The 12,049-nt window shown below is 69.4% G+C and carries 15 protein-coding genes; 2 read left to right on the forward strand and 13 right to left on the reverse strand.

Annotation, left to right across the window (positions count from 1 at the left end; all coding sequences use genetic code 11):
* Positions 1-29: 29 nt before the first annotated feature.
* From IEY81_RS16020 to IEY81_RS16045, 6 genes are all read right to left on the reverse strand, one after another.
* The gene (locus tag IEY81_RS16020) at positions 30-872 is read right to left on the reverse strand and encodes a PPK2 family polyphosphate kinase (RefSeq protein WP_189119486.1); all 843 of its coding nucleotides are present in this window, start codon (positions 870-872) and stop codon (positions 30-32) included.
* A gap of 30 nt (positions 873-902) precedes the next feature.
* Positions 903-1,598 carry a GNAT family N-acetyltransferase gene (locus IEY81_RS16025; RefSeq protein ID WP_189119487.1) on the reverse strand — a complete coding sequence of 232 codons (696 nt, stop codon included), beginning with the start codon at positions 1,596-1,598 and terminating at the stop codon, positions 903-905.
* Positions 1,599-1,621: 23 nt separating this feature from the next.
* The gene (locus tag IEY81_RS16030) at positions 1,622-2,122 is read right to left on the reverse strand and encodes a phosphoribosyltransferase (protein ID WP_189119488.1); all 501 of its coding nucleotides are present in this window, start codon (positions 2,120-2,122) and stop codon (positions 1,622-1,624) included.
* Positions 2,119-2,871, reverse strand: a complete 753-nt coding sequence (locus IEY81_RS16035; protein WP_189119489.1) for a regulatory protein RecX — start codon at positions 2,869-2,871, stop codon at positions 2,119-2,121. The genes IEY81_RS16030 and IEY81_RS16035 overlap by 4 nt, the downstream gene beginning before the upstream one ends.
* A 58-nt stretch (positions 2,872-2,929) precedes the next feature.
* The gene (recA, locus tag IEY81_RS16040; protein ID WP_189119490.1) at positions 2,930-3,979 is read right to left on the reverse strand and encodes a recombinase RecA; all 1,050 of its coding nucleotides are present in this window, start codon (positions 3,977-3,979) and stop codon (positions 2,930-2,932) included.
* A 246-nt stretch (positions 3,980-4,225) separates the two neighbouring features.
* On the reverse strand, positions 4,226-4,933 hold the full coding sequence (locus tag IEY81_RS16045; protein WP_229787913.1) for a DUF4396 domain-containing protein: 708 nt from the start codon (positions 4,931-4,933) through the stop codon (positions 4,226-4,228).
* A 126-nt stretch (positions 4,934-5,059) separates the two neighbouring features.
* On the opposite strand from IEY81_RS16045, the gene IEY81_RS16050 reads away from it, so the two are divergent.
* Positions 5,060-5,509: a DUF6153 family protein gene (locus tag IEY81_RS16050; RefSeq protein WP_189119491.1), complete on the forward strand. Its 450-nt coding sequence runs from the start codon at positions 5,060-5,062 to the stop codon at positions 5,507-5,509.
* Positions 5,510-5,558: 49 nt separating this feature from the next.
* Complete coding sequence (locus IEY81_RS16055; RefSeq protein ID WP_189119492.1) at positions 5,559-6,194, forward strand: DUF305 domain-containing protein; 636 nt, start codon at positions 5,559-5,561, stop codon at positions 6,192-6,194.
* 24 nt (positions 6,195-6,218) lie between these two features.
* Here the strand turns inward: IEY81_RS16055 and IEY81_RS16060 are convergent, their stop codons facing one another.
* From IEY81_RS16060 to IEY81_RS16090, 7 genes are all read right to left on the reverse strand, one after another.
* Positions 6,219-7,481 carry an MFS transporter gene (locus IEY81_RS16060; RefSeq protein ID WP_229787914.1) on the reverse strand — a complete coding sequence of 421 codons (1,263 nt, stop codon included), beginning with the start codon at positions 7,479-7,481 and terminating at the stop codon, positions 6,219-6,221.
* Complete coding sequence (locus IEY81_RS16065; protein WP_189119494.1) at positions 7,481-7,675, reverse strand: DUF3046 domain-containing protein; 195 nt, start codon at positions 7,673-7,675, stop codon at positions 7,481-7,483. The genes IEY81_RS16060 and IEY81_RS16065 overlap by 1 nt, the downstream gene beginning before the upstream one ends.
* A 15-nt stretch (positions 7,676-7,690) precedes the next feature.
* Positions 7,691-8,851: a methyltransferase domain-containing protein gene (locus IEY81_RS16070; protein ID WP_189119495.1), complete on the reverse strand. Its 1,161-nt coding sequence runs from the start codon at positions 8,849-8,851 to the stop codon at positions 7,691-7,693.
* A gap of 72 nt (positions 8,852-8,923) precedes the next feature.
* Positions 8,924-9,736, reverse strand: coding sequence for an ABC transporter permease (locus IEY81_RS16075; protein ID WP_189119496.1), 813 nt, complete (start codon positions 9,734-9,736; stop codon positions 8,924-8,926).
* Position 9,737: 1 nt separating this feature from the next.
* A complete protein-coding gene (locus IEY81_RS16080) occupies positions 9,738-10,568 on the reverse strand; it encodes an ABC transporter permease (RefSeq protein ID WP_189119497.1) in 831 nt (276 codons plus the stop codon).
* Entirely contained in the window at positions 10,568-11,497 is a 930-nt protein-coding gene (locus IEY81_RS16085; RefSeq protein ID WP_229787915.1) for an ATP-binding cassette domain-containing protein, read from the reverse strand. Before IEY81_RS16085 ends, IEY81_RS16080 begins: the two co-directional genes overlap by 1 nt.
* Positions 11,498-11,569: 72 nt before the next feature.
* Positions 11,570-11,929, reverse strand: coding sequence for a hypothetical protein (locus IEY81_RS16090; protein ID WP_268244502.1), 360 nt, complete (start codon positions 11,927-11,929; stop codon positions 11,570-11,572).
* Positions 11,930-12,049: the final 120 nt, after the last annotated feature.

Genomic DNA, 12,049 nt, shown 5'->3' on the forward strand with positions numbered 1-12,049 from the left:
GCCCTGATGGCTCGCTCGCTGGCGCTCCCTCACGAGATGGTGTCCTCTTCCAGTCGTCTCTTCTCCTCGGCGACGTCGAAGCGGGGCGCCGGCCAGTCGAGGTCGAGGCGATCCAGGGTCTCCAGGAGCAGCTCGCCGATGGCCAGGTTGCGATACCACTTCTTGTCGCTCGGCACGAGGTACCACGGAGCGTACTCGGTGTTGGTTCGCTCCAGCGCAATCTCGTACGCCTCGCAGTAGCCGTCCCACAGCTGTCGCTCGTCGATGTCACCGGGGCTGTACTTCCAGTGCTTCGCCGGATCCTCGAGCCGGGCCAGGAGCCGCTTCTTCTGCTCCTTGGGCGAGATGTGCAGCATGCACTTGAGGATGACGGTGCCCTCGTCGGTCAGGCGCTTCTCGAAGTCGTTGATCGCGCCGTAGCGGCGCTCGATCTCCTCGGGCGGGGCGAGCTCGCGGACTCGGCCGATCAGCACGTCCTCGTAGTGGGAGCGGTCGAAGACACCGAGGTAGCCCGGCTCCGGCACGGCATTCTGGATACGCCACAGGAAGTCCTGGGCACGTTCCTCGTCGGTCGGCGCCTTGAAGCTGGTGATCCGTACGCCGACCGGGTCGACCAGCCCGACGGTGTGCTTGAGCACGCCGCCCTTGCCGGAGGTGTCCATCCCCTGCAGGACGAGCAGAACCCGGCGGGGATCCTCACCCTCCTTGGAGGCGAACAGCTTGGTCTGCAGCTGGAGCAGGGTCGGTCCGAGCTCGGCGAGCACCTGCTTGCCGGTCTCCTTGTCGACACCCACGCCGGGGGCGGAGTCGGTGTCGTAGGCGCCCAGGTCCACCGGCCCGGGCGGCAGCCGCAGCTCGTCGAGAAGGCTCATGGGTCGACGATAGGCCCGCGGGCCGGTGGTTCACCCCAGAACGCGGCGCAGGTCGATCGAGCAGCCGACCATCGTGGTCGTCGTGCCGTCGCGCTGGGGCTCGTCGAACCAGGTGCCCTGCTCGAAGCCGACCTTGGCGAGCATCCGCAGGGAGGCTGCGTTGCGGTGGTCGGGGGCGGCAAAGCAGGCGGTCGCGCCCGGGTAGCGGTCCCGGACGGAGGTGAGCCACACCCACGCCATCCGCGGACCGATCCCGCGGCCGACGAAAGCGGGCTCGCCGATCGCGTAGTCGAAGCCGATCGCGTCCGGATCAGGGGTGAGCAGCGCGTAGTCCGGCTCGTCGCTGATCCGGTAGTCCTGACAGAAGCCGACCGAGCGGCCGTTGACCTCGATCACCCAGAAGGACACGGGCGTCTTGCCGTCGATGTCGGGACCGTAGTTGTCCGCCACCCACTCGGGAGTGGGCTCGCCGTCGACGGCATACCACTGGTGCACGTGGTCGGCGTTGAGCCAGCGCACCAGGTAGGGCAGGTCGCCGCGGGTCATCGGCCGCAGCGACACCACCGGCATCGGGTCGGAGGAGAACTCCTTGACCTCGCCGGAGAGATCCAGAGCGTACGCAGGCCGCCCGGCGATCCTCGTCGCCGCCGCTGCCCAGCTCTCCCCCGGGCGCGTCACACCGCCGAGACGCTGTGTCCCGGTGTGGACGGCGACCGGCGTGAACATGCACCCAGGCTAACGCCGTCGGGTCAGTGGGCCTGGCCGCCACGGCGGTCGACCAGCGGCGGCTGGGAGGACCACGGAAAGTCGATCCAGCGGTCGGTCAGCTTGTAGACGTAGTCGGCGTTGATCACCGTCCACGGCTTCTCGAAGATGACCGCGGTGCGAGCCTCGGCGACGTGGCCCTTGCAGAACTCGTGCACGATCTCGAGGGTCTTGCCGGTGTCGGCGACGTCGTCGGCGATCAGCACCTTCATCCCGGTCAGGTCGACTGCGGCCGGGGTCGGCGGCAGCATCATCGGCACGTCGAGACGCTCGTTGACGCCGGTGTAGAACTCCACGTTGACCGCAGACAGGTTCTTCACGTCGAGCGCATAGCCCAGGCCCATCCCGAGGGCGAGGCCACCGCGGGCGATGGAGAGCACGATGTCGGGCTCGTAGCCGCTGTCGACGACCTTCTGGGCGATCTCGCGCACCGCGCTGCCGAAGAGGTCGTAGGTCAGGATCTCGCGCTCTTGCTGCTCACTCACAGATCGGATTCTGACATGAGATCGCCGGCGGCCTCGTCATCGGCGAGGGCGAGCTCCTCGCGGACGATGCTGAAGGCCACACCGGCTCCGTATCCCTTGCGGGCGAGCATCCCGACCAGGCGTCGGGTCTTGGTCTGGTCGTCGAAGCGCTCCAGGGAGCGCAGCTTGCGTCGGACCATCCGCCGGCCGGCCTCGCGCTCGTCGTCGGGATCGATCTCGTCGAGGGCCTCGCGGGCGACCTCGTCGTCGATGCCCTTGCGGCGCAGCTCCTGGGCCAGCGCCCGGCGAGCCAGACCCTTGCCGGGCTGGCGGCTGGCGATCCAGGCCCTGGCGAAGGCCTCGTCGTCGATCAGGCCGACCTCTTCGAAGCGGTCCAGCAGCTGTGTCGCCAGCGCCGCCGGGACCTCCTTCTTCTCCAGCTTGTCGGCGAGCTCCTTGCGACTGCGCGCCTGGCCGGTGAGGGCGTCGAGCAGGATCTTGCGGGCGATCGCCTCGTGATCGGGCTCGGGGCGGTGTCCTGAGCCTGTCGAAGGGTCGTTCTTGGGGTCTGCGGGGTCCGCTGGGCGGGGTTCGCGCCGGCGGGACCGGGTCGGTCTCGACTCGTCGTCGCTCCTTCGTCGCGACGACGGCTCGACCGACCGTGGCTGCGGGGTGGTCTCGACAGGCTCGACCACCGGGGACTTGCCGGCCCAGGCCTCGACGCCGAGGGTCACATCTCCCAGCCAGTCGGGCGCGGGTCGCTCGTCCACCCAGGGGTCCTGGGTGGACGAGCGGTCACGCTTGGACGAAGCCACGTGTCAGCTGGGCCTAGAAGTCCTCGACGCCGGCGGGCTCGGCGGCGGGGGTCTCCTCCGCCTCGACCGTCGGCACCACGCCGAGCTTCTCGAGGATCCGCTTCTCCAGCTCGTTGGCCAGGTCGGGGTTGTCCTTGAGGAAGTTGCGCGAGTTCTCCTTGCCCTGGCCGAGCTGGTCACCCTCGTAGGTGTACCAAGCGCCGGCCTTACGGACGAGGCCGGCCTCGACGCCGACATCGATCAGACCACCCTCGCGGGAGATGCCCTTGCCGTACATGATGTCGAACTCGGCCTGCTTGAACGGCGGAGCCACCTTGTTCTTCACGACCTTGACGCGGGTGCGGTTGCCGACCATGTCGGTGCCGTCCTTGAGCGTCTCGATCCGGCGCACGTCGAGGCGCACCGAGGAGTAGAACTTCAGCGCGCGACCACCGGTCGTGGTCTCGGGCGAGCCGAACATCACGCCGATCTTCTCGCGCAGCTGGTTGATGAAGATCGCGGTGGTGCCGGAGTTGTTGAGCGCCGAGGTCATCTTCCGCAGCGCCTGGCTCATCAGGCGCGCCTGCAGACCGACGTGGCTGTCGCCCATCTCGCCCTCGATCTCGGCGCGCGGCACGAGCGCCGCGACGGAGTCGATGACGATCAGGTCGAGCGCGCCCGAGCGGATCAGCATGTCGGCGATCTCCAGGGCCTGCTCACCGGAGTCGGGCTGGGAGACCAGCAGGGCGTCGGTGTCGACGCCGAGGTTCTTCGCGTATTCGGGGTCGAGCGCGTGCTCGGCGTCGATGAAGGCCACGATGCCGCCGGCCTTCTGCGCGTTGGCCACCGCGTGCAGCGCGACCGTCGTCTTACCCGACGACTCCGGGCCGTAGACCTCCACGACCCGCCCGCGGGGCAGACCGCCCAGGCCGAGCGCCACGTCGAGCGCGATCGACCCGGTGGGGATCACCTCGAGCGGGGCCTTCGTCTCGTCGCCCAGTCGCATGACCGAGCCCTTGCCGAACTGCCTTTCGATGTTTGCGAGAGCGGCGTCCAATGCCTTCTCGCGATCACCTGCCGCCATGTTCTTTCCTTCCTGAGGAGCAGATTTCTTGCTCCTGCCTGCCGCTTGTCCACGTGTCTTCGTCGTCATCAAGGCAGACGCTAGACGGGACCACCGACAGTTTCTGAACGGGACCCTCCGGCACGGTGTTTCACGACCCCTCGCAAAGCACGAATCCAGCTCCACCTCCCACCACACTAACCCGAACAAGCGTTCGATGTGAACACCTGTTCGGGCGTGTCGGGAGCGACCAGGGGCTCAGCGCTGCTACATCTCCCCCTGCTCGGAAGAGGATGGACCGCCGCCCATCTCGTCGGCCACGGCGACCGAGAGACCACCGAGCATGAAGGCGACGATCACCGCCGCCAGAGCACCGCTGGAGAACGCCGGGATATGGCGCCGGAAGCCCTCCTGGACCGCCTCCGCGCCGTGGTACTCGTGCGTCAGCGCATGCCCCTTCCCGCGCTGGAGGAGGTAACGGTTGACCGGGAAGGCGGCGACGAACGCGACCGCGAGGGCGATCATCATCCCGACCCAGAAGACGACGTTGACCAGACCCGCCTCCATGGCCCCCGGGATGAACGCCATGACCAGGTTGTCGACCACCTCCATGGTCGCGATGGAGAGGGTGTCGGCGGCGAGCACGACGGAGAACGCGGCACCGAGGGCGAGGCCGGACTTGAGCAGCGGCAGCGTCGAGAGGGTGTAGCCGAAGGCGAACGCGAGGGCGATCGCCACGACGATGGTCCACCCGGTGCTCAGCCCGACCGCGGTGCCGATCATCAGCCCCGCGATCTCCCCGATCGCACACCCGGTGAGGCAGTGCAGCGTGGCGCTGGCCGCCATCGCGTTCACCCCGGCGCCGCCGTGCCCACCGTGCCCACCGTGCCCACCGTGCCCGGTGTGTCCGGCGTGGCCGGCGTGCTCGTGACCCGCGTGGTCATGTCCTGCGTGGATGTGCTCGTGCGACGTCATGTCGCTCCCTTGCTCGAGAGTCGTACCTTCCCTCAATTCATACCCCATAGGGGTATGCTTGGCAAGCGATATCGGCCTCGGGACCCCGCTTTGTCCGTCCACGAGCGACTCCTTAAGGTGTGCGGTGTGTGGACGGCAGCACGAACGGACCGGAGGACCCCGAGGTTCGTACGCGCCCTGCTGCTGGCCGCGGTCGTGGCCACCGTCGCCGGCCTGCTCGCCATGCACGCGCTGAGCCCGCACGGCACCGCAACCGACGGTGAGCACGGTCCGCTGACCCTTCCCGCCGCTCATGTCGGGCACACCCACGCCCTCGACCACGCCGCCCGGACCGGGCACGCAACCGGACACACCGACCACACCGGAGACCCGGGTGACGGGCACACGGCGATGATGCTGTGCGCGGCGTTCCTGATCGCGGTGGGAGCTCTGCTGCTGAGCAGGCTGCGGCGTACGCCGGTGTGGTGGTTCGCCCGCTCCCCCGGCCTCCCCCGGCGCGGCGACCCGATGCGGCTGGTCTCCCGTCCTGCGACAGGCCCTCCGGCCGTCTGGGCCTACTCCGTCATCAGGTGCTGATCGGCGCTCGACGCCCGACGAACAGCACTTCGACAAGGAGAAACACCAGATGCGTACGCACCGTTCCATCGTCCGCGCCACCTGCGCCGCAGCCGGGCTGACCGTGCTGCTGACGCTCTCCGCGTGTGGCGGCGAGGAGGCCGAGAAGCCCCAGGAGCTCTCGGAGACCGAGCACAACAAGGCCGACGTCGCCTTCGCGACCGACATGATCCAGCACCACGCCCAGGCGATGTCGATGGTCGACATGACCATGGACCGCGATCTCGATCCGGAGGTCCAGGGGCTCGCCGACGGGATCCGGGCGGCCCAGAGCCCCGAGATCGAGACCATGTCAGGCTGGCTGCAGCAGTGGGGCGAGGAGGTGCCCTCGACGATGCGCGACCACGTCAACGGCGGTCATGAGGGTCACGGCGACGACGAGTCCAGCATGTCCGACGCGATGAAGGACATGGACGACATGCCCGGGATGATGTCGGCCGAGGACATGGAGGCCCTGGAGAAGGCCTCGGACGCCGAGTTCGAGGACATGTGGCTCGAGATGATGGTCGAGCACCACCAGGGCGCGATCGAGATGTCCGAGACCGAGCAGGACAGCGGCCGGTTCAAGCCGGCCGTCGACCTCGCCGGCACCGTCATCGAGACGCAGTCCGACGAGATCGACACCATGGAGAAGCTCCTCGGCTGAGGGGCACCTCGCGGGCAGGGTCGCTCAGCGGCCCTGCCCGTCCGCCGGTGTGGCGGCCGAGCGGCGGGCCACGTACGCAGCGCCGAACAGCACCGCGACGAGCAGGATGGTGCCGAGCGCGAGCGTCGGGTAGCCGGCCAGGTCGACGACGACTCCCGAGAGCGCTCCGGCAGCGGCGGCTGCGACGCCCATGATCAGGTCGGCGGTGCCCTGGACGTCGGCGCGCACCTCGAGAGGGGTGTGGTCGGCGACCGAGGTGGCCGCGGCGATGGTGGCGAGCGACCAGCCGAGACCCAGCAGGAAGAGGCCGAGGAAGATCCGGCCCGAGCTGCCCTGCGGAGCGGCGGCGCACAGGACCAGCGCCACCAGGAGCACCCCGCCCCCGAGCGCCATCACGTCAGCCCGGCCCAAGCGGTCGGCCAGCCAGCCCGAGACCGGCGCGAAGGCGAACATCCCCAGGACGTGAGCACTGATCACCAGGCCGATGACCTCCAGGCCGGCGCCGCCGTGCTCCATGTGGAGCGGGGTCATCACCATCACCGCCACCATGGTGGCGTGCGCGGCCGCCTGCCCGGCGACCGCCGCGGCGAGCGCGGGACGTTCGCGGATCACGGCGAGCGCCCGACGCCAGCTCCTGCCCGGTGCCCGCGTCGTCGCGGGCGCGCCCTGCCGGGCGACCAGGAGCGGGTCAGGGCGCAGGAACAGCCCGACCACGAGAGCGGCGGCCAACATCCCGATCGCGCCGAGCGCGAACGGTCCGGTCAGGACCGGGATCCCGACGGCGTCGGAGAAGAGCTCGGAGACCCCGGTCAGGTTGGGGCCGATCACCGCGCCGACCGTGGTCGCCCAGACCACCACCGACAGCGCCCGTGCCCGACTGGTCGCCGGAGCCAGGTCGGTGGCCGCATAGCGGGCGCCGTTGTTCGCGGCGGTCGTCGCACCGAGCAGCACCGCGCCGACCAGGAGCAGCGCCATCGACCCGACCACGCCGGCCAGCACCGCCAGCAGGCCACCGCTCGCCCCGAGCAGATAGCCGGCCAACAGCCCGAACCGGCGTCCGCGGGCGTCCATCACCCGCCCCAGGACGTACGCAGCCACAGCAGCGCCCAGCACCTGGGTCGTCTGCGAGAGACCCGCCATCGACTCCGACCCGGACAGGTCGCGCGCGAGCAGGGAGGCGGTCGCGATGCCGATCGTAATGCCCATCGCGCCGACCGCCTGGGTGGCGACCAGAGTGAGGATGGTGCGCCTCTGGATCGCAGCCACCCCGGCCGGCGCGTCGAGCATCACCGATCACGCGCCGGCAGCTCCAGGGCCTTCCAGACGGCGGCCCAGACCTCCTTCGGCGGCACCCCGTCGTCGAGCGCCTCCTGGGCGGTGCGACCGCCCAGGTCGCCCATCACGAACTGGCGCGCCCAGGCGCGCGAGTAGCCCGCGCCCAGCGCATCGTCCATCCGGGACCAGAACTCCGTGTGTCTCATCGACCCGAATGCTACTCAGCCTCCGGCTGCGACTAAGCCGCGCCGGCGAGCGAGCACGTCGAGCCAGACGTCGCCGATCCTGCTGTCGGCGTGACCGACCTCGACGACGTCCCAACCGGCCTCGTCCAACGCCGCCCGCAGGTCGGGCTCGCGCCAGTAGACGAAGAGGCGCGGCGCGTCGACGTGGCCTCGGCTGGTCCACTCCTCACCGTCGCCCTCCTTCATCGAGACGTGCAGCGCGCCGCCGGGGCGGGTCACCTCGGCGAGCCGTCCGAGCACCGCGGCAAAGTCGTCCCGGGCCACGTGCAGCAGCGTCGCCGATGCCCACACGCCGGCGTAGGGGACGTCGGGGTGGACCGGGTCGCGGAGGTCGTCGGTGAGCGGGTCCAAGCAGGCCGCGGCGTACCCCTGCTTGCGCAGGTGGGCCACGAACCCCTCGCTGATGTCGGTGCGGCGCACCCGCACTCCCCCGGCCTCGAGGGCTTTGGCGTCGTGGCCCGGGCCGCTGCCGATCTCGAGCACGTGGTCACCCGGCTCGAGCTCGGCCAGGAACCGGTCCAGCAGCGACCGGGTCTCCTCGGCGAACGAGTTGCCCTGGACGTACGTCGCGACGCTGGCGTCGTAGGCCGCGACCGTCGCCCGCTTGGCCGCCGAGCGTACGTCCCAGAGGTGGTGGACGACGTCGTGGAGGTGGTATCGGCCGAGCGACTCGATGCTGAAGACGTCGCCGTTGGACCGAATGCCACGACGGCCCCAGGCGTCGGGCGGGACCTTCTCGTAGATCCTGGCCACCACATCGGCGGCGTCCATCAGCTCCTCGGCGACGACCGCCGGCTCCTGACCCGCGTAGTCGTTCTCGCGCGCGGCCTCGTCCTGGTCCCAGTTGGCGAAGCGGGGCTCGTCCTCGGTCAGCATCCATTCGAGCCGCTCGCCGAAGATGCGGTGGACGTCGCGTACGTGGGCGCCGTACTCCAGCGCCGACCACACCCCCGGCTGGGGCCGGTCGCGCGCGTTGTCGGCGTCGAGGTAGACCTCCCAGTAGGTCGCGTTGTCCCGGACGATCTCGGGGAGCCGGTCGGCGGTGACGGCACCGGCGACGAAGCCGCACTCCGGGCAGGGCCGGTCGAGGACCCAGGTCCAGTCCTTGGTGTCGGGCTCGATCGCGTCGTAGCTCATGACATCAATCTTGACGGCCCGGGCAGGGGCTCACCAGCGAGATCCTGCCTGTGAGACGCGACGTCCTGCCGCTCAGGTGAGGAGTAGGGAGTCGAGGCGGCGTCGCACGATGACGAGGCCGATCGCGCCGAACGCCAGCAGGTAGACGACCGAGGCGAGCGAGCCCCACGACGGCACCCCGAGGGTGAGCTCGCGACACAGCACGACACCGCGGTAGAGCGGGGTGAGCTCGACGATCCAGCGCAGCCACCCTGGGAAGGCGGTGATCGGGAAGAAGGTGGCGCTGAACAGGAACATCGGCATCATCGCGAGGGTGATCTTCTCGAAGTCCTGCCAGGAGGTCATGTAGGTCGTCAGCGCCATGCCGACGGCGCCGAACGCCGACCCGATCAGCACGGCCGCGGGGAGCACCAGGAGCGCCCACCAGGAGTGGACCAGGTCCATCGCGAGCATGATCAGCAGGAAGGCGCCGACGTAGATCGCGCTGCGCAGCTGGTTCCAGAGGAGCTCGCCGACCGCGATGTCGAGGGTGCGCAGCGGGGTGGCCAGCATCTGGTCGTAGAGCTTGTTGTACTTCAGCTTGAAGAAGAAGTTGAAGGTCGCGTCGAGAAGGGCGCCGTTCATCGCCGAGGCGGCGATCATCCCGGGGGCGACGAAGTCGCGGTACTCGATCGGCTCGCCGGCGTAGGTGAAGCCGGTGACGATCGCACCGACGCCGATGCCGATCGAGAACAGGTAGAAGACCGGCTCGAGGAAGCCGGTGACGAAGACCAGCCAGCTGCGCCGGTAGACGAGGACGTTGCGCCACAGCAGCAGCCGCGCCGCCTCCCCGCCGCGCAGCGGTCGGGCGACCGCGGTGCTCACGGCTGCGTTGAGGATCGCCATCTCAGGAGACCAGCCTCTCGGCGAGCTTGCGGATCGCCAGCCACCAGCACACGGCGGCCAGGACGACGAGGTAGACGACGTGGAGCGCGGCCACGCCCCAGTCGAGCCTGCCGAGGGTGAGCATGCGGGTCAGGTCGACGCCGTGCCACAGCGGCGAGGCCATCGCGATCTTCTCGAGCACGGAGCCGAGGTTGCCGATCGGGAAGAAGGTGCCGCTGAAGAGCGTCAGCGGGATCATCCCGAGCCGGAAGATCAGCGCGAAGGACTCCTCGCCCCTGATGGACAGGGAGAACAGCAGCACCGGCGTCGTGAAGGCGAGCACGACCAGCCCCTGCAGCACCCACGCCGCGAGCACGCCCCAGAACGTGTCGAAGACCCCGAATGCGGCCAGGACCAGCAGGAACACCCCACAGGCGAGCAGCGTACGCAGCACCACCCAGGCGACCTGGGCCAGCACGATGTGGGAGGGAGCCAGCGGCGAGGCGATCATCGAGTAGTAGATCCGCTGCCACTTGAGCATGCCCATCACCGGATAGGTCATCTCGGCGAAGGCGATGTTCATCGAGTGGGCAGCGACCATGCCGGGAGCCACGAACGCCAGGTAGGTCGTGGCGCCGTCGAGCGTGGCCGGGTCGGCCTCGATGAAGCCGCCGAGGAGCACGCCGAGCGCCAGGACGTAGAGGAAGGGCGTCACGAACGTGGTGACCACCGCACCCTTCCAGGTGCGCGCGGCGACGGTGAGCCAGTAGTCGACCATCCGGAGCGCACCGGAGACGAGCCCCGAGGGGGCGGTCGGCGTCGACGGGGTCGCCGGGGCGTAGTCGGTCGCCATCAGTCCACCAGGGTCCGGCCGGTCAGGTGCAGGAACACGTCCTCCAGCGAGGAGCGACGCACCAGGGTGGCCGCCGGCGTCAGGCCGCGGCCGTGGACGGCCTCGATGACGCTCTCGCCGTCGTCGCTGTAGAGGAGCAGGCGGTCGGGGAGCACCTCGATCCGCTCGGCGAGATCCTCCACCTTGGCCGCCAGCGACTCGTGCTCACCGACGCCGAAGCGGAGCTCGGCGACCTCGCGGGTGGAGTGGTCGCGGATGAGCCCGAGCGGCGTGCCGTGGGCGACGATGCGGCCCTGGTCCATCACCACGAGCTCGTCGCACAGCTGCTCGGCCTCGTCCATGTAGTGGGTGGTCAGCAGCAGGGTCACCCCGGCCTGCTTGAGCCGGAAGAGCCGGTCCCAGATGACGTGACGGGCCTGCGGGTCGAGCCCTGTCGTGGGCTCGTCGAGCACCAGTATCTCGGGCCGGTTGATCAGGCTCCGGGCGATGGTCAGCCGCCGCTTCATCCCACCGGAGAGGTCGTCGACCTTCGCCTTCGCCTTGTCGGTGAGCTGGACGAAGTCGAGGAGCTCCTCGATCCGGCCCTTCACCTCGGCCCTGGGCAGACCGAAGTAGCGGCCGTAGACGTAGAGGTTGTCGTAGACGTTGAGCTCGACGTCGAGGGTGTCCTCCTGCGGGCAGACACCGAGACGGGCCTTGATCTTCGGCCCGTCCTGGGCCGGGTCCATCCCGAAGACCCGCAACTCTCCGCCGGTCGGCGGCGAGACGCAGCAGATCATCCGCATCGTCGAGGACTTGCCCGCCCCGTTGGGTCCGAGGAAGCCGAAGGCCACGCCGGGACGCACGGACACGTCGATGCCGCGTACGGCCTCGAAATCGCCGAACGTCTTGCGCAGCCCGCGCGCGGAGATCATCAGGTCTTCAGCCACGTCGGTAAAGACTAGATGGGCGCACCGACGAATTGCGATGGGATTGATCGACTCGTCCTCCGGCCCGGTGAACTAGCTGCCCTGCTCCTTCTGGCGCCGGATGTAGTCGCGCATCCGCTGCGGTACGCCGACCCGGGCCGCGTCGTAGGACGGGATCCCGCGCTTGTCGGCGAACTTGTGGGCCCACTGGGCCGACGGCACCCGCCGCCGGGCCCACTCGCCGTCGAAGGCGACCAGCAGCAGGGTCACCTCGCTGACGACGGTGCGTGGCTCGACGAATCCCTCGACGCCCCGTCGGGTCTCGACGAACTGCTCGAGATGCTTGATGTCGGTGGCGTCCGCGGCACGCACCCGCGTGGACCCGGTGTAGCTCTCACCCGTGGGACGGCTCATCCGCGTCCCGCGGCGTCGGAAACGATCGAACAGGCTCACGACGCAAGTGTGCCCGTCGCCGCCCAACGGTGGGTCCCGAACAAACCTGTTGGGCCGCATCTTCGTGGTCGCATATGTTGGAACCTTTGACCCCATGCCCCTCGAGCCGTTCGGCCACGG

The organism is Nocardioides luteus (genome assembly GCF_014648595.1).
Lineage (GTDB): Bacteria > Actinomycetota > Actinomycetes > Propionibacteriales > Nocardioidaceae > Nocardioides > Nocardioides luteus.

Coding starts and splice junctions, on each gene's coding strand:
- IEY81_RS16020 (WP_189119486.1), bottom strand. CDS start 872: ATGAGCCTTCTCGACGAGCTGCGGCTGCCGCCCGGGCCGGTGGACCTG.
- IEY81_RS16025 (WP_189119487.1), bottom strand. CDS start 1,598: ATGTTCACGCCGGTCGCCGTCCACACCGGGACACAGCGTCTCGGCGGT.
- recA (WP_189119490.1), bottom strand. CDS start 3,979: ATGGCGGCAGGTGATCGCGAGAAGGCATTGGACGCCGCTCTCGCAAAC.
- IEY81_RS16045 (WP_229787913.1), bottom strand. CDS start 4,933: ATGACGTCGCACGAGCACATCCACGCAGGACATGACCACGCGGGTCAC.
- IEY81_RS16055 (WP_189119492.1), top strand. CDS start 5,559: ATGCGTACGCACCGTTCCATCGTCCGCGCCACCTGCGCCGCAGCCGGG.
- IEY81_RS16060 (WP_229787914.1), bottom strand. CDS start 7,481: ATGCTCGACGCGCCGGCCGGGGTGGCTGCGATCCAGAGGCGCACCATC.
- IEY81_RS16065 (WP_189119494.1), bottom strand. CDS start 7,675: ATGAGACACACGGAGTTCTGGTCCCGGATGGACGATGCGCTGGGCGCG.
- IEY81_RS16070 (WP_189119495.1), bottom strand. CDS start 8,851: ATGAGCTACGACGCGATCGAGCCCGACACCAAGGACTGGACCTGGGTC.
- IEY81_RS16075 (WP_189119496.1), bottom strand. CDS start 9,736: ATGGCGATCCTCAACGCAGCCGTGAGCACCGCGGTCGCCCGACCGCTG.
- IEY81_RS16080 (WP_189119497.1), bottom strand. CDS start 10,568: ATGGCGACCGACTACGCCCCGGCGACCCCGTCGACGCCGACCGCCCCC.